The sequence below is a fragment of the Alteromonas abrolhosensis genome, from assembly GCF_001953635.1.
GTDB classification, from domain to species: Bacteria; Pseudomonadota; Gammaproteobacteria; order Enterobacterales; family Alteromonadaceae; genus Alteromonas; species Alteromonas abrolhosensis.
In genome coordinates, this window is the sequence record NZ_MEJH01000006.1 from 128,977 (window position 1) to 144,720 (window position 15,744).

Here is a 15,744-nt window from a genome sequence, read left to right on the forward strand (position 1 = left end):
GCGCGATAGAGACAGTTAAAGCTCAAAGCGTTCAATGGCGCTGCGCATGCGCTGCGATATTTGTGATAACACTTCAACCTCACCCGCAAGCGATTGAGCAGTAGCTAGCTCTTCTGAAGTAAACTCGCTCAAACGCGCCGTACTTTGCGCAATTGAAGATGATGCTGTTTCCTGCTCAACTGCTGATGTTGCAATTTCGGTCATGCTTTCACTCGCTTCACGAATTTGCGTCATGATCTCTGTCATGGCTGAGGTTGCGTTATTACTGGAGATAACGGCTTCGTCGACCAACTGAATACAGGTTTGCATTTGCTCAACTGAGCTGGCGGTTTGAGCAACAAGTTGTTCGGTGATGCTTGTGATTTGATCAGCACTTTCTTTTGAACGAATAGCCAGCGTGCGTACTTCGTCTGCGACCACAGCGAAACCACGACCGTGTTCACCAGCCCGGGCGGACTCAATAGCAGCGTTCAGGGCAAGTAAGTTAGTCTGTTCCGCTACTGCTGTAATCGAGCGCATGGCATCGGAAATATGTGAGCACTGCTCATTTAGAGCAGAATTTGTTTTGGCCGCTGTATTTAGCGTATTGCGCAGTGAGTCAATAGTGCGGCTTGTATTAGAAATTGAGTCGCGTGTTGTCTGGGATGCACTTTGTGCTGCTGTGGCTTTATCGCTGGCAAGGGTTGTTTGCTCTGTCGACAACTGCATAGTTTGCGCAATTTCTTCTGACGATGCCGATACCATAGCAATTTCTTGATCGGTGTTTTTGCTAATTTCAAACATATTATGTGCCGCTAATTCCATCTTACCGCAACCGCGAACGACTTCGTCAGTTAGGTTAGAGGCAAGCTCTATTAGCGACTTCACTTGGTCAATAAGCTCGGCAAACGGCTTAACGATTTTGTTTTCGCGGTTAAGCTTCACGGCCAAATCTAGTTTGCCATCGGCTTTTTGCATGGTGTCGATGGCTAAGCGCAACTCAGCTGCGCCTGCGCCCTCTTGGTGACTTTGTTTAGCCATATACATCAATACGCCTCCTTCTGAGAGCGCGAAGACCGCATGCATTAACAATATGGGGAAGGTAACGTGACCTTCTTCAAAAATGAATAAGGGTGCGCCGCCCGCTTGTAAAAAGAAAAACGAGATGTGATGAACGGCAACAACTGCTGTACCTGTAGCAACCACTTTCCAATCTCTGAAATATGAAAGGAAAGCAAGGAGTACAAATATTTCGAAGTGTATTTCTATTAGTCCGAACGATTGGTGAATGTGAAGGGCAGTAAGCAGTTGTACACCAATCGCTATCGCGTGACGACTAATCGCTGAATAGGGATTTTGAATGCTAAGTACTAGTGGCACAACAGCAATAGGAATGCCAAAGACAAATGCAGGGAGAAGTTCACCTGTATACAGCCCAATAGCAACCGCTAAAAGCAATTGGATAGCAATAACGACACGAAAAATCTTGTGACCTTCTAAGAGCCAAGGGTACTGCATGCCAATCTCCGACAAGTATTTTGGGTTAAGTGTAGGTTAAAAATTTGGGCTGTGCTAATTTCGCGAAAGTCTACGTAAGTTATTGTATTTACGCCATGCAACTTTTAGCTTAATGAGCTTATATTAAAAAAGTTTAATATAATGTTAGTCCAAGGAATAAAATATGCCATCTGTCTCATTTCTTTCTACCGATAACCTCGAAGATTTCTTTGTGTACGATGAACTTTTGATTCCTTACTTCAACGACCGCGATTGGTCAGTTGAAACTATATCGTGGCATAAGAAGGCGGAAAATTGGGATAGATTTGACTATGTGATTGTTCGCAGTACGTGGGATTATCAGCAGCACGCCGAGGCTTTTCTGGCTTGTTTGGAAGAAATTGAAGCGTCAACAGCCACCTTGCTTAACCCGTTGTCTCTTATTCGTTGGAATATTGAAAAACACTACCTTAAGGACTTGCAAGACAAAGGTGTTCCCATCGTAAAAACACAATGGGAGAGTGCGTATGATAACAGTGTTATAAATGACGCTTTTTCTAGTTTTAAGTGCGATACCCTAGTGGTTAAACCCACACTTAGTGCAAATGCAGATGACACATTTAAGCTCTCACAAGCTGATTGGCACGAACAGCAGCAGGTTCTCTCTGATACATTCAACCAGCGCGATTTCATGGTTCAGCCATTTTTAAAGAGTGTGGTTGACGAGGGGGAGTACTCCCTGTTTTATTTTGATGGGAAATACAGTCATGCGATAAAGAAGGTTCCGCAACAAGGCGATTTTCGTGTACAAGAGGAGCACGGGGGAAGCTTGCATCTGATTTCAGCAGTTCAAGAACAATTAGATATTGCCCAAAAAGCATTGTCAGCAATGCCTTGCAACGCGCTCTATGCGCGGGTTGATTTAGTTAGGCAAGATAACCAGTGGGCAGTAATGGAACTAGAACTTATTGAGCCTTCACTGTATTTCAACCTAGACGAGCAATCTCCACTTCGCTTTGTTGAAGCTTTAGTAAGCGTTCATCAGGCTGGCTTGAGCACTAAAAAAAGGCTGGAAAAATAAGTCTTTGCCAGCCCTTTTAAGCCAAAGCGTCGCGAACTCTTTGTCACTGAAAACGATGCGTAGTGTTTGACGCCATAAATTCTCGATGCAACTTTGAAAAAGCCCCCACGATAGAAGTAATATTTAGCAAACTAGTGCTTGTAGCTCGTACCCTTCGAAATGCTCCTTTCTACGCGAGACACCTGCCTTTGGGTCTTCTCGCTACGGGCAGATCTCACCTCACTGCGTTTGTTTACTTCAGCAACTCGTGATTGAACACGGTTTTCAGTTCGGAAACTACCTCGCTCAATGCGTTCAGGTTTACTGCTTTCGCGAGCGAACTGTCGGTCTTGCGGACTGGTTTTTTCAAGGCGCTCCCTCGAATCAATTTGCTTGCTTGAACGCAATGGCGTCTCTCCCCGGTTAGCGAACCGTTTTGATTCTGCGGGTGATATTAATCGAGCAGGCTTATCTCGCTTTAATTGCTGTAAAGTGTTATCTCTTGTTGGCCTTTCATTTTTGGCTACCGCTTGATTGCGTTTTAACGCGTGTTCAATCGATTGCTTACGTTTAACAGTATCTTGTCTGTTAGGTAAACGATTTTCTCTGAGCGGTGTTACTTGCTTAGGCTCAATCGTACGTTTCACGGGATTCGCTTCCCCTCTTCGCACTATTGTTTTTACAGCGCGTTCATCGTCGTGACGGGCCGGTGAGTTCGTCGGTGTAAGCCGCCTATCTGACAAGTGCTTTGCCCGCGTTACACTGCCATGTTCGTAGCGCGTAGGCGCACTATGGACCACGCGGTTCGAGTAACGTGCACGACGATGTACAGTGTTGTGCTCCCAGCGGTAGTAGTCTCGACTTATTACTCTTTTTCTAGGACTACCGTGATAATACCGGCGAACTGGTTCGCGGTGTATCACTACATGACGGTTATGCCAGTGCACGCTACCAAAGAAAAAGAACGTAGAAAGATGAATACTAGGAGACCAATAAACATTGCTATGGTGATGGTAGCTAACGTGATGACGCCAGTGCACTGGGGTAGTAGCATGCCACCAATGGCCGTATACAACCAATGGGTCGTAGTAGGGAACGTAGACCACTTCCCGCTGACGCGGCTCAATGTAAATTATTTCACGAGTAGATTCGCGTTCTCTTTCAACTTCAATATAGTCATTGGTCACCAAGTTACCGGTGTTTAGCGCGTGCTGGCGAAGCACTTGAACTCGGTCTAGCACGCGACTTTGATCAATCAAGACACTATCACCAAGCTGCTGTAACCATTCAAGATCATTTGCCATTGTATTCAGTAGATCTGTAAATGGAGCGAGCGCTTTTACGCTCGGGTCCCAGCTAACACTCTCTAAAACATTTTCCACTTGTTCAGGGGTTAAATGCTGATTGCTTTGACGCCAGCGATCCGCGGCTACCACATCTAATGGATAGGTAGCAGCAATCAATATGTGGGTGAGAAGGGTGTCAGGGTAAAGTGCAATAGGCGCAAGTACACTGTCTAGTTCTGCGTCAGAATATTGCTGCGTTGACGCAGAAACATGTGCAAGGTTGGCGTTCGACTGGGCGATGGCAGGTAGCGCTGAAACACTAGACAGTGCGACAATCACAGATAAGGTTATGTTTTTCATACATTCTCCTTAGCGCATGAGCAACGGCTTTTCGCGCGCTAAATGGTAAGTCTGTATACGTTATAACCAGTCTATGATTAACCCAAGCTGAATAGAAAACGCCCACATTGGTGCGGGCGTCTTTAAATAACTCGTCTATTTGAAAACGTGGGGGTCGAAAGCGTGCCCAAGCTTTTCTGTTTTCGTCTTTAAGTAATGCTTGTTGTCTTTGGTGATACCGTGGTCAATAGGCTTACGTGCAACCACGTCTATACCAAGCGCTTTTAGTGCTGCCAACTTTTTCGGGTTGTTTGTCATAAGCTCAACATGCTTCACATTCAGCGTATCTAGCATCAGCTTGCAGATATCGTAACTTCTTAAATCGGCGTCAAATCCAAGATGTTCGTTAGCTTCTACCGTGTCCATGCCACTATCTTGAAGGTTGTAGGCGCGAATTTTATTCAAAAGACCGATGCCGCGTCCTTCCTGACGCAAATAAAGCAGCACACCGTGACCGTTATCCACGATGTTTTGCATGGCTTTTTCTAGCTGAAAGCCACAGTCACAGCGAGTGCTAAATAAAGAATCGCCTGTTAAGCATTCTGAATGGATACGAATTGGCACTACGTCGTCTTCTTTCCACTCTCCATAAGAAAGGGCAACGTGTTCTTGGCCACTGGCTTCAACAAAGCCGTGTATTTTAAAATCGCCCATGCGAGTGGGTAATTTAGCGGAACTGACATATTCGTATTTAGGCTGTTTGCTACTCATGTTACTTCTACACTTTGGACAGTAGGCAATAAGTGGGGATGACTTCTTTTTTTGCAAGTCTACCATTTTATTATACGCGAGTTGACGCTAGTGCTATCACTTTTTTCGTAAGACGTATATTAAGTGCAGTTATTAAAGTGGGGTAAACTCTCGCAGCGGGGCAGGCTTTGCAACGCTATAGCCTTGGGCAAAATCAACGCCCATTTTGCCAAGTTGTGCCATGGTGCCTTCATTTTCAACGAATTCCCCGACGGTTTGCATACCCATGGCTTTCGCTACATCATTGATTGACGCAACCATAGCCGTGTCTACACTGTCGTTCAGCATATCCTTGATAAACATACCGTCAATCTTTACCTGATTAACCGGCAAGCTTTTAAGGTAACTGTACGAAGAGAAGCCGCTACCGAAGTCGTCTAGGGCAAACGAACACCCAAGGCGATTAAAAGTGCGCATAAAGGCAAGGGTGTCCTCCATTTTTATTATCGCTACCGACTCGATCACCTCGAAACAGATCTTGTTGTAAGGAATATTAAAGGTTTCGAAAGCGTTTAAAATGAATAACGTAAAATCTCTGTCTGCTAATGAATGGCAGTTGAGGTTTATACTGCATCGCCTTAACTCAGCGAGATGTTCAGGGTTTTCAGACAGCCATTTGAACGTATTTGTGACTACCCATTTGTCGACATTTACATTCATTTCAAATCGTTCTGCGGTGGGCAAGAAATTAGCGGGCTCTACGAGCTTGCCGTCTTTTTCCCGAAGTCGCAGTAATACTTCGTAATAGTGCCCATCGCTGGCCTTGCTCAAGGGTCTAAGTGATTGGTAGAAAAGTTCAAAGCGGCCTTCTTCAAGTGCGTTGTTAATAGAGGAAACCCAGTCCAGTTCACGCTGATAACGCTGCATGCTCTCGTCATCTTTATTGTATCTATGAACCTGGTTTCTGCCTTGCTCTTTGGCAAAGTAACAGGCAGCATCGGCCATACTTAGATATTGGCCTGAGCTTGTATCGCTATCATCACACACGACCATACCGATACTTACGCCCAAATTAAAAATGCGGTTGTCCCACATAAACCGATACGCTTGTACTGCATTTAGTATTTTTACAGCATTGAGGTATACCGCGTCTGCATCTAAATTCGAATAAATAACACCAAATTCATCTCCCCCGAGTCTAGCTAACTGGGCGCTGGGAAGTAACGCGTTTTCAATCAGACGTGCCACGTCTTTTATTAAAACATCCCCGGCTTTATGACCGCAGGTGTCATTGACGACTTTAAATCGGTCTAAATCTAAAAACAGCAGACACACAGGTAGCTCGCTGTGGTGATGCACTTTTTCCTTAAAGACAGATTCAAACTGCCGTCTGTTATAAACACCTGTGAGTGAATCGTGAGTGGCTAAATACTGAAGGCTTAAATCTGATTGCTTTTTCTCCGTGATATCGATGATGGAGCCATAGAGGTAGCTACCCTCATCGTTTTCTCGAATTTGACAAGAAAGCGAAAACCAAAACTCTGTGCCGTCTCGTCGCTTTCCTCTAATTTCTTTTCTGGTGACATGCCCTTGCTGAGATATCTCGCCTAGTAATACATGCCTGTCTTGGGGAGACGCATAAAACACTTTCGTATTTGCGCCCTCAGTTAGCATCTCCTCTTCATCTTCGTACCCAAATACCTTACACATGGCAGGGTTTACCGAAATAAGCTTACCGTCCCATGTCGAGGTGTAGTGGCCTTCCGTTGAATTTCGAAACAAGTCATAAAAGTGATTTAAGCTAGAAATAGTTTCAGCCTGAGTGAAAAGCTTATGTTGATTGAGCACGTGCTCCTTTGTAATCACTGCAAATCCGAAGCATAAGAACCCCAAGGTTAAGAAAAACAGCATCCCCATAGCCACTTCAACAGTGTAAATGAGGTCGCCAAAGAGATTTTGCGTGACTAATGCGTAAAATGCGAAGAAGGATAGCCAAGCCAAGGTGTAAGTTGTGCTGACTACTCCACTACCTTTGTCTTTAAAGATAAGAGCTAAGGTAACGTGATACAGGCCCATTGTCGCTGTAAGGACTAGCAGCGTAATGGTGACCATATAGGCGTTAACGGTAAAGCAGTAAATGGTGGCGGCAATAGGTACCGCATAATTAAGAAGCCTTAAAACCAACGGTACGCGAGCAAATAAGTGATGCGTCACTTTAGCGATGCATAGCAACAATACGCCAAAACTGACGGCGTAAAACTGCTCGCTGGCGTTGGTGAGGCTTGGCCAAAGTGCAAGGCCACCCTCTGTGATAAACAGCAGAGCAATTAGTACCAGTGACGACATGGTTAGCCAAAAACGGGTGGGTATGCGCTGATAGAAATAGGAAAACAGAAAATAGAAGGCTATTAGCATCATTACGCCCGATACTGCACCAAATAATGTCAGCATATTTGTATCGTGTTGAACTAGAAGATCACGCTCCCAAAGGGAAATAGGAAAGTACTTAAGCCCCTCGTCTTTAACAGCAACGAGCAACCTGGCGTCTTGGTACGGCTGTAGCGTGAAGGAAAGCCTGATATTGGGAAGCGGTTGCCTTAACGAATAGTCTCCCTTTCCTGCTTGATAGCGGTACGATTTAATAATTCGTTGGCTGCCGTCTAAGAGGTAGATTTGTAGATCGTCGACGTTCAAACGATCGATGTTCAGTACTAATGGAACGGGGCTATAACCTGTATGGACAAGCTCTGTGGAATACCACACTCGCTCGTTGGAGGAGGGCGCTACTGAGGAAGACTTGCCCGAACTCCCGCTAAGAATATCAAAATACGTTGCGCTGTTTGGCGCCAGTGATATCCGAGCATGGTTATTGATGATTTCCTTTTCAAAAGACTCATCGATGCTTAAGCGCGGTGTGGCGAGAGCGCTTGTGCTCAACACTAGCCAACTAATGAGCAAAGCTAAAACGTACTTTGTTAGCCGGGTGATTGGCACTAGCATGATCCTTGAAGCGCTAATTATGTGTTTTCAATAGAATAATACTAGTCTGCGCCAAAAGCCAAACAGAAAGAAAAAGCGCGAGAAAACCTAAGCACTTTGCAGATAGCGATAAATCGCGTCGGGCGATTGCTGAGTGCCGATTGGCTCTAGCCAAATCGCTTCGCACAGCCACTCTACACAAAGCATGCATTGAAAATGTGTATCGTTGGATTGGGTGGTAACAAGCGCCTGAAAGCGATCAGCACCCCAATCGGTATCAGATAGTGAAAAATGAAACAATTCACAAAACTGCTCTACCCACTGCTGCGTTTTAAGAGGTGTTGATGGTAAGGCAAGGCGAATTTCTACGCTTTGTTCGTTAACCACGGCGTGTTGTTGAATATCACTTTTTGTAAAAGGCTGCATAGAACTCATCAATTTACTGGTTTTGTAAACCCGCTCGCTTTAAAAAGTGTATATAGTACAACACAAAAACAATAGCGTTAATTTAAGCGTATTAAGGACGGGGTATGCTAACACTTCACCATTTAAACAACTCTCGCTCACAGCGAATTCTGTGGCTCTTAGAAGAGCTAGGCGTAGAGTACAAAATAGAATTTTACCAACGAGATAGTAAAACTAACCTAGCACCAGATTCGCTGCGCGCTGTTCATCCGTTGGGACGCTCTCCGGTGCTTACTACGCCGCACGGTGCCATTGCCGAGTCTGGTGCTATTGTGGAATACCTTGTTCGACACCACGCTACAGACGCATTTTCTGTACCTCAAGACCCAGAGGCACTTCAACAGTATTGGTTCTGGTTGCATTTCGCTGAAGGCTCGTTGATGCCGCCATTGGTGGCAAACTTGGTGCTGGAAAAAGCGCGCCAAAAAGGTTCTAAGCCCTTCTTTATCAAACCAATTACTAACACGCTGATAGACGGTATTTTAAATGCTTATTATGGCCCTAATTTAGCGCAGAGTTTACGCTATGTGGAATCCTACTTAGCGAAAAACACCTGGTTTGCGGGTGACGCGCCTAGTGGCGCTGATGTTCAAATGATATTTCCGTTAGAGTCGCTAGTGGCGAGCGGGCGAGCGAAAGATTTTACAGCCATTCAAGGTTACGTTAAGCGTATTCATGCCAGAGATGCCTACAAGGCTGCGCTTGAGAAAGGCGGAGAATACGCTTACGCCTAGCGTAAATATCTTAAAGCGTGGACGTTTACTTAATGTCATATTCTTCGACCAGCAGGGTATAAACCTCAGTTGGTCTACAGCGACTAATGATCGCGATTTATATAGTCGTCAATAAGCTGGATAAAGGCCTCGCCATAGCGTTCGAGTTTGGTTTGGCCTACGCCGCTTACATCTAATAAGGTATTGCGCGTAGTGGGGAGTTTACACGCCATATCCACTAAGGTGGCGTCGCTAAATACCACATACGGTGGCACTTCGTTTTCTTCTGCCAACACCTTACGCAAATGCTTAAGGCGCGTGAACAGCGTTCTGTCGTAATTGGCTGGCGCGTGTTTAGCTTTTTTCTTATCGGGCTTAAATTCAAGTCGCGGAACGGCAAGCTGAACGGCGACCTCGCCCTTGAGCACTGGCCGTGCTGCCTCGGTTAAACGTAGCGCGGCATGAGCGGTAATATCAACGCGAATAAGCCCTTTATGAACAAGTTGGTTGATAATGTTGTGCCAGTAGCTATCCGACTTATCTTTACCTATGCCGTATGTGGAAAGCTGGTGGTGGCCTGCTTCCTGAAGACGCCTAAGCTGCTTGCCTCGCAAAACATCAATGACATACTGGCTAGAGGCTTGCTGTGAGAGCCGAAGTACACACGACAGAACTTTTTGTGCAATCACCAATCCGTCGATCATCTTAGGTGGGTCTAAGCAGATATCACAGTTGCCACAGGCGCTGTCGCTAAACTGAGAGAAGTAGTTTAACAATACTTGTCTACGGCAGGTTTGCGCTTCTGAAAAGGCTTCCATAGCCGCAAATTTTTGTAACTCTATTTGGTTTCGCTCGGCTATTTCACCTTGCTCTATCCATTGTTTTACACGGGCTGCGTCTTTTTCGTCGAACAATAGTAAAGCTTCAGATTCCAGGCCGTCTCGCCCAGCTCGGCCGGTCTCCTGATAATAGCTTTCAACACTGCGCGGAACATCGTGGTGAACCACATAACGCACGTTCGATTTGTTGATACCCATGCCAAAGGCAACGGTAGCCACCACAATATCAATTTTATCGTTAAGGAACTGGCGTTGTACCAGCTCTCGCTCGTCGTTATCCATTCCCGCGTGATATGCCGCACAGCGAAAACCTTGTCTGAATAATTTAGCGTGCAGGTCGTCGACTTTAGCGCGACTGTTACAGTAAATAATACCGCTACCTTCTTGTTGTTTTACGTAAGCAACAACTTGATCAAAGGCTTTGTACTTGCTCATTACGCGGTAGCGAATATTAGGTCTGTCGAAGCTGCCCTTATAAACCAGCGGCTCGTTGAGGTTGAGTTGCGTCAGTATGTCTGCTTGGGTGGCTGAATCTGCAGTAGCTGTAAGTCCAATAACAGGAATAGAGGGAAAGCGAGACTTTATTTGCCCCAGAGCGCGATAATCCTGCCTGAAGTCATGCCCCCAGTGGGAGACGCAGTGCGCTTCATCAATGGCAAATAGGGCAATGTCGGCATGTGCAAGCGACTGCTGAAAATAATACTGCATTAAACGCTCAGGCGACACGTAGAGCAAGTCCAGCTTTCCTGCTTGTAGTGCGTCATTTATGCGCGCTTGTTCGTCTGCTTCCAGCGTTGAATTGAGATAGGCAGCGTTTACGCCCAGGGCTTTAAGCTGTTCTACTTGGTCCTGCATAAGCGATATAAGCGGTGACACAACAATAGCGGTGCCCTGGCGCACTAACGCAGGAATTTGATAGCACAGCGACTTACCTCCACCTGTTGGAAGCAAAACAAGTGCGTCTTTACCTTCACATACTTGGTGAATGACTTCGCCTTGACCGTCGCGAAAAGCATCGTAACCAAATACATCTTTTAAGACGGTTTCTGGTGTTTTTACACGTTGCGTTTCTGGCGCTAATTCTGATGGAGCTATTGCAGTTGTCATGGCGCTGGATTTTACGCGTTTTTGCCGATGTCTTCACGGGGCAATTTAAAAAACTAGACTAAAATTCAGCAACCGCCCTTATAAGAGGGGCAGTCGCCCTCATAATTTATTTTGATTTAATATCATTGGTTGGATGAATTTCCGTCAAACTCACGTTCAGTAGTAATGTTCCTATTCAGAAGCACTTCAAACGTCATTTCACTAAGGAAAGCGAGTGGATAAAAATACGACCAATAAACGTCAAGCGAACGGCAGTGAAACGCTAAACCATCAACTAATGATTAAACATGTAATTGGGCTTTTTCGTGATACTATGCCTTTTAACCAGTTGCTGGGCTTGGAATTTGTTACTGAGGGAGAGGGACTGGAGACTCAGGTTTCCCTACATCTTGATTGGCAACCAGCGCTTACCGGCAACCCAATGCAAAAAATCCTACACGGCGGTGTAACAGCGACTATGCTAGACACCATTGGGGGGTTAGTTTCAATTGTAGAAACCATCAAACAAACCGCACATGAGCACCTTGAGGATCTTCAGGTTAGATTACCCACTATGGGTACAGTCGACATGCGCGTTGACTACCTAAGGCCGGGAAGAGGTGAGCGTTTTATTGCAACAGCGATGATTATACGCAAGGGCAGTAAATTAGTGGTTTGCAGAATGGAATTGCACAACGAAAAAGGCGACCATATTGCCTTTGGAACAGGTACATACATGCTGGGGTAGCAGCCACGCCAATTGGTTTGCGCCATCCCATCACGCCTGTTTTCAAGCTGTGCAAAGGAAGTGAGCGGTATTAACGGGAGGTGTAGCATGGCAGAGCCATTACCAGATTTAATTGAAGAGATTGTTACCGAAAGCATGGGTGATGATCCGGCGACCTTGTTAGCCACTCTTGCGGGGCAAGACGAGGTGTACATCGCATCACTGTTAGAATCGCTGCCCGTAGAAAAACGTTTGGCGGTGTGGGAAGGCATTCCTCGCGACCGTAAGCTCGACGTATTGGTTGAGATGCGTAGCGACCCCCGTGAAATTCTTATCGACAATACGCCTCACGACGAATGGACGTCTATTTTTGCTGATATTGATGCAGAGGATTTACTAGAGCTACTTGATTCATTGCCAAAACGCCTAGTCGATATGGCCTATGAATCACTTGATTCCAAAGAGCGAAAGTACTTTAGAGAAGCCACACAATTTCCCGATAACCAAATCGGTCACTGGGTTAACCACGAGCAGTTAGTGCTGCCGTCGAACGCGAAAGTGCGAGAAGGATTGCGCTTGCTAAGACGCGACATTCCTCAGCACTGTGACAGCATTTTTTTGGTGAATCGCTCAGGTCAATTTTCCGCTCTGGTTAAAATTAGCCACCTTTTCAATGCGCAAGATCACGTGTCGCTATTCGATTTGTCGGAAGAAAGTGTGACGACCATTCAAGGGGCTGACGACACAATGAATGCCTCGCTTCTTGTTCAGCGCTCAGGACTGGCATCGTTGCCAGTAGTTGACGAAAACAACAAGCTTCTCGGGCGATTAGACGTGACCTCGGCTAGTGAGTTGGTTAATGAGTTTTACGAACGCCAAGTGATGGCTTCGGCGGGTATGGATGAGGACGAAGATTTGTTCTCGCCTGTAGCGAAAAGTGCTAAAAATCGTGCACTTTGGCTTGGAATTAACCTTCTCACCGCATTTTTAGCCTCATGGTTTATTGGATTGTTCGAAGGCACTCTTCAACAAGTGGTTGCGTTAGCCGTGCTCATGCCAGTGGTGGCCAGTATGGGAGGGATTGCAGGTAGTCAAACGTTAACCCTGATTGTCCGAGGCTTGGCGCTGGGGCAGGTCACACCTGCTAACTTACGGGCGCTTATGGTGAAAGAGCTTAAAGTAGGCGGTGTTAACGGCGTTATTTGGGCTTTAGTGATAGGCGTGGTTGCTTATTTCTGGTTTACCGACGCCATGTTAGGTTTGGTTATCTGTTTAGCTATATTGTTCAACATTGTAGCCGCAGCCGTAGCTGGCGTATTCGTGCCTGTAATCTTGGACAAGTTAAAAATAGACCCCGCTTTGTCGGGCTCGGTAATTCTAACAACGGTCACTGACATTGTAGGCTTTGTAGCCTTCTTAGGTTTGGGCACACTGTTTCTTCTATAACCTTTTTATTGCTTGTTGCTTTAAACTGACTGACCCAGCCAAAGCCCCACTAAGTGAGTACATTTAGTGGGACTTTTCGTTAGTTATGCCGCTTGATAGGCGCCCTTTGCCGCATTGGAAAGTGTTAAGGGTTGTGTATTCACCGAACCTGATAAACAATACGCGCCTTCATCCCCCGAATCTCGTTGGAGTTAGTCTTGTCTAAGCAAGCCAGTGCCGCTCAAGTCGGCGTTATTTGTGCTATTGCCGCCTATAGTATGTGGGGTGTTGCACCTGTTTATTTCAAACAGTTGATGGTTTTGCCGGCAGCCGAAATCCTTATGCACAGGGTTATTTGGTCTGTAGTGCTTCTAGTTGGGCTTATAGCAGTGCTAAAGCAATGGCCAAAAGTGGGCGCTGCTCTTCGCAACAAGCGAGTTATGCAGATTTTGTTCGTTGCTGGTTTGCTACTCGGGGCGAACTGGCTATTGTTTATTTGGGCAATTAATAACGACCATATCCTTGATGCAAGCCTAGGCTATTACATCAACCCCCTTATCAACGTGTTTTTAGGGCGACTTTTCTTAGGAGAAAGGTTACGCAACTTACAGCGCGTTGCTGTCGGACTTGCTGTTATTGGCGTGGCTATTCTAATCTTCTCATACGGCCATGTGCCGTGGATTGCCTTGGTGCTTGCAGGAAGTTTCAGTGTGTACGGCTTGTTGCGCAAGCAGGTGGCCGTAGACTCGCTACCTGGCCTTTTCATTGAAACCTTAATGCTTTCACCATTGGCTATTATCTACTGGATATTCTTCGGGTCTGAATACAGCAACTTATTTAATAACGACGCCACGCTAAATAGCCTTATTTTAGCGGCTGGCATTGTTACTACCGCGCCACTACTTTGTTTTACCGCTGCTGCAAGGCGCATTATGTATTCAACGCTAGGCTTCTTTCAGTACATTGGGCCAACGCTCATGTTCATACTGGCGGTTTACCTATACGGCGAACCGCTTGAGGAGTCCCGTTTGGTGACCTTCGGCTTTGTGTGGTTTGCGCTTATCTTGTTCAGCGCTGATTCGCTAGTCAATTATCGCAGTCAACGTAAAGCGCAAAAGCTCGCAGTAGAGTAGGGGCTGGTTCTCACAGCCCTGCGTAATACCAATCCGCAAAGCGGTAGCGTAAACGCCTATATGCAAAAGCAGCTCGCTTATGATGAAAGAGCAAATGTGCGTGGAAAATGGTGAGTTACGCTATGGTCAGAAAGCACGGTTAGTTAAATGGGAAAGCTAAAGCAGTGAAGCTTGCTCTTGCTGAGGTACATCGGGCGGTTCACATTTGACCTGGTTGCGCCCGCAATTTTTTGCAGCGTAAAGCTGCTTGTCGGCAAGGCTTAGTAGCTTATCTACGCGCTGGGTATGGGCGCCGCTTACTCCAATGCTACAGGTCACTTTAATGTCGGTTTTGGGAAGTTGAATAACTTCCGCCTCCACTACTTTTCTGAAATCCTCTAAGCGTTCACACGCCTTTTTTAAAGGTGTAGATGGCATATAAATACAAAACTCTTCACCGCCAAATCGGGAGATGATTTCATCTGGAAAATAAAACTCAATAAGCGCCGCCAGGGCTTTTAGCACAATGTCACCGGCGTCATGGCCATGGGTATCGTTTATCGATTTGAAAAAATCGAGGTCAATAAGGGCTAGGGCGTGATCTTCAGATAAGTTTTGGTGTTGTACGGTAACCATGTAGAAGAAATGGCGCCTGTTAGGCAAACCTGTTAAATAGTCGGTGTTGGCCACACGGCGAATTTCTTCAACGCTCTCAATATATTCGACGTTCTGCATTACCCGACACAAAAACTCTTCATGACAGTAGGGCACGCGTAAGAAGTCATTTGCACCACTTTTAATGAAGTGCGCAGACATCAACATGCCTTTGCCTCCGGCTACCCCCATAATGGCAAGTTGCTCTTTAGAGAAAGCTTTCCTTAAACTGGCAACAAAATGCGTGCCTGTCATATCAGGCAAGGTGTTGTCGGTGATAACAAGACGTACGTTTTTATGTTCAGACAAGCATTGCATTGCGTCTGTAGCCGTTAAGCATTCAAATGCAATAAAGTTATGATGCTGAAGTAATGAAACCGTTTTTGAACGCAAAACTCGATTAGTACTTACCACCACGACCCCTGTGGATTTGTTCTTCTCCAACCGGCTAATAAGGCGATTTAAGTAGTCGTAATTTTGTGAATTTTCTTTGGGGATGTAATCGACAACATCCCGTTCAAGGACTTTATCGCGAATAGCGCTGTCTAAACTTTCCGTAGTTGCGATGGTGGGTATGAAAGACTCAACAGTAAAATCAATGGCTTCGCCCTTTGGCGCATCGGGCAACGAGTAGGCTACGATGGCACATAAAAAGGTTTCCGGCATGTTTTGCGAGAATCGTGCTTTACCTTCGGTAAGCGACGTCGCACCCACGGGAGTAAGACCCGCACGGCGCACTAATTTCGCTATGAGTTCAAGGTTGCCTTCACCATTTTCGATGATCAGCACATGTTGCTGCATACATTTCAACTTAGGTTTCGGCTACCTTGCCA

The 15,744-nt window shown here is 45.9% G+C and carries 12 protein-coding genes; 5 read left to right on the top strand and 7 right to left on the bottom strand.

Going from position 1 to position 15,744, the window contains the following annotated elements; translation table 11 throughout:
* Positions 1-15 precede the first annotated feature (15 nt).
* Entirely contained in the window at positions 16-1,497 is a 1,482-nt protein-coding gene (locus BGK61_RS10900) for a methyl-accepting chemotaxis protein (RefSeq protein WP_076012078.1), read from the bottom strand.
* A 163-nt stretch (positions 1,498-1,660) separates the two neighbouring features.
* Between BGK61_RS10900 and BGK61_RS10905 the strand changes: the two genes are divergently transcribed.
* Positions 1,661-2,557 (top strand): ATP-grasp domain-containing protein, encoded by an 897-nt coding sequence (locus tag BGK61_RS10905; RefSeq protein WP_076012079.1) that lies wholly within the window; start codon positions 1,661-1,663, stop codon positions 2,555-2,557.
* Positions 2,558-2,688: 131 nt separating this feature from the next.
* On the opposite strand, the gene BGK61_RS10910 is transcribed toward BGK61_RS10905, so the two are convergent.
* From BGK61_RS10910 to BGK61_RS10925, 4 genes are all read right to left on the bottom strand, one after another.
* On the bottom strand, positions 2,689-4,182 hold the full coding sequence (locus tag BGK61_RS10910; RefSeq protein ID WP_076026066.1) for a DUF3300 domain-containing protein: 1,494 nt from the start codon (positions 4,180-4,182) through the stop codon (positions 2,689-2,691).
* Between the two features lie 135 nt (positions 4,183-4,317).
* Entirely contained in the window at positions 4,318-4,932 is a 615-nt protein-coding gene (ribA, locus tag BGK61_RS10915) for a GTP cyclohydrolase II (RefSeq protein WP_014996890.1), read from the bottom strand.
* 132 nt (positions 4,933-5,064) lie between these two features.
* Positions 5,065-7,911, bottom strand: coding sequence for an EAL domain-containing protein (locus BGK61_RS10920; RefSeq protein WP_234349544.1), 2,847 nt, complete (start codon positions 7,909-7,911; stop codon positions 5,065-5,067).
* A gap of 87 nt (positions 7,912-7,998) precedes the next feature.
* A complete protein-coding gene (locus BGK61_RS10925) occupies positions 7,999-8,316 on the bottom strand; it encodes a hypothetical protein (protein ID WP_044556888.1) in 318 nt (105 codons plus the stop codon).
* A 104-nt stretch (positions 8,317-8,420) separates the two neighbouring features.
* Between BGK61_RS10925 and BGK61_RS10930 the strand changes: the two genes are divergently transcribed.
* The gene (locus BGK61_RS10930) at positions 8,421-9,089 is read left to right on the top strand and encodes a glutathione S-transferase (RefSeq protein ID WP_014996894.1); all 669 of its coding nucleotides are present in this window, start codon (positions 8,421-8,423) and stop codon (positions 9,087-9,089) included.
* Positions 9,090-9,172: 83 nt separating this feature from the next.
* On the opposite strand, the gene recQ is transcribed toward BGK61_RS10930, so the two are convergent.
* Positions 9,173-11,014 (bottom strand): DNA helicase RecQ, encoded by a 1,842-nt coding sequence (gene recQ / locus BGK61_RS10935; protein ID WP_076026067.1) that lies wholly within the window; start codon positions 11,012-11,014, stop codon positions 9,173-9,175.
* 214 nt (positions 11,015-11,228) lie between these two features.
* Here recQ and BGK61_RS10940 point away from each other — a divergent pair, with 214 nt between their 5' ends.
* From BGK61_RS10940 to rarD, 3 genes are all read left to right on the top strand, one after another.
* A complete protein-coding gene (locus BGK61_RS10940) occupies positions 11,229-11,741 on the top strand; it encodes a thioesterase family protein (protein ID WP_014996896.1) in 513 nt (170 codons plus the stop codon).
* Positions 11,742-11,828: 87 nt separating this feature from the next.
* Entirely contained in the window at positions 11,829-13,166 is a 1,338-nt protein-coding gene (locus tag BGK61_RS10945) for a magnesium transporter (RefSeq protein ID WP_076011955.1), read from the top strand.
* A 197-nt stretch (positions 13,167-13,363) separates the two neighbouring features.
* Positions 13,364-14,278 carry an EamA family transporter RarD gene (rarD, locus tag BGK61_RS10950; protein WP_076011954.1) on the top strand — a complete coding sequence of 305 codons (915 nt, stop codon included), beginning with the start codon at positions 13,364-13,366 and terminating at the stop codon, positions 14,276-14,278.
* Positions 14,279-14,434: 156 nt separating this feature from the next.
* Here rarD and BGK61_RS10955 read toward each other — a convergent pair whose 3' ends face one another.
* Complete coding sequence (locus BGK61_RS10955; RefSeq protein WP_076011953.1) at positions 14,435-15,712, bottom strand: GGDEF domain-containing response regulator; 1,278 nt, start codon at positions 15,710-15,712, stop codon at positions 14,435-14,437.
* Between the last annotated feature and the right edge of the window lie 32 nt (positions 15,713-15,744).

Coding starts and splice junctions, on each gene's coding strand:
- BGK61_RS10905 (WP_076012079.1), top strand. CDS start 1,661: ATGCCATCTGTCTCATTTCTTTCTACCGATAACCTCGAAGATTTCTTT.
- BGK61_RS10930 (WP_014996894.1), top strand. CDS start 8,421: ATGCTAACACTTCACCATTTAAACAACTCTCGCTCACAGCGAATTCTG.
- BGK61_RS10900 (WP_076012078.1), bottom strand. CDS start 1,497: ATGCAGTACCCTTGGCTCTTAGAAGGTCACAAGATTTTTCGTGTCGTT.
- BGK61_RS10955 (WP_076011953.1), bottom strand. CDS start 15,712: ATGCAGCAACATGTGCTGATCATCGAAAATGGTGAAGGCAACCTTGAA.
- BGK61_RS10910 (WP_076026066.1), bottom strand. CDS start 4,182: ATGAAAAACATAACCTTATCTGTGATTGTCGCACTGTCTAGTGTTTCA.
- recQ (WP_076026067.1), bottom strand. CDS start 11,014: ATGACAACTGCAATAGCTCCATCAGAATTAGCGCCAGAAACGCAACGT.
- BGK61_RS10945 (WP_076011955.1), top strand. CDS start 11,829: ATGGCAGAGCCATTACCAGATTTAATTGAAGAGATTGTTACCGAAAGC.
- BGK61_RS10925 (WP_044556888.1), bottom strand. CDS start 8,316: ATGCAGCCTTTTACAAAAAGTGATATTCAACAACACGCCGTGGTTAAC.
- BGK61_RS10920 (WP_234349544.1), bottom strand. CDS start 7,911: ATGCTAGTGCCAATCACCCGGCTAACAAAGTACGTTTTAGCTTTGCTC.
- ribA (WP_014996890.1), bottom strand. CDS start 4,932: ATGAGTAGCAAACAGCCTAAATACGAATATGTCAGTTCCGCTAAATTA.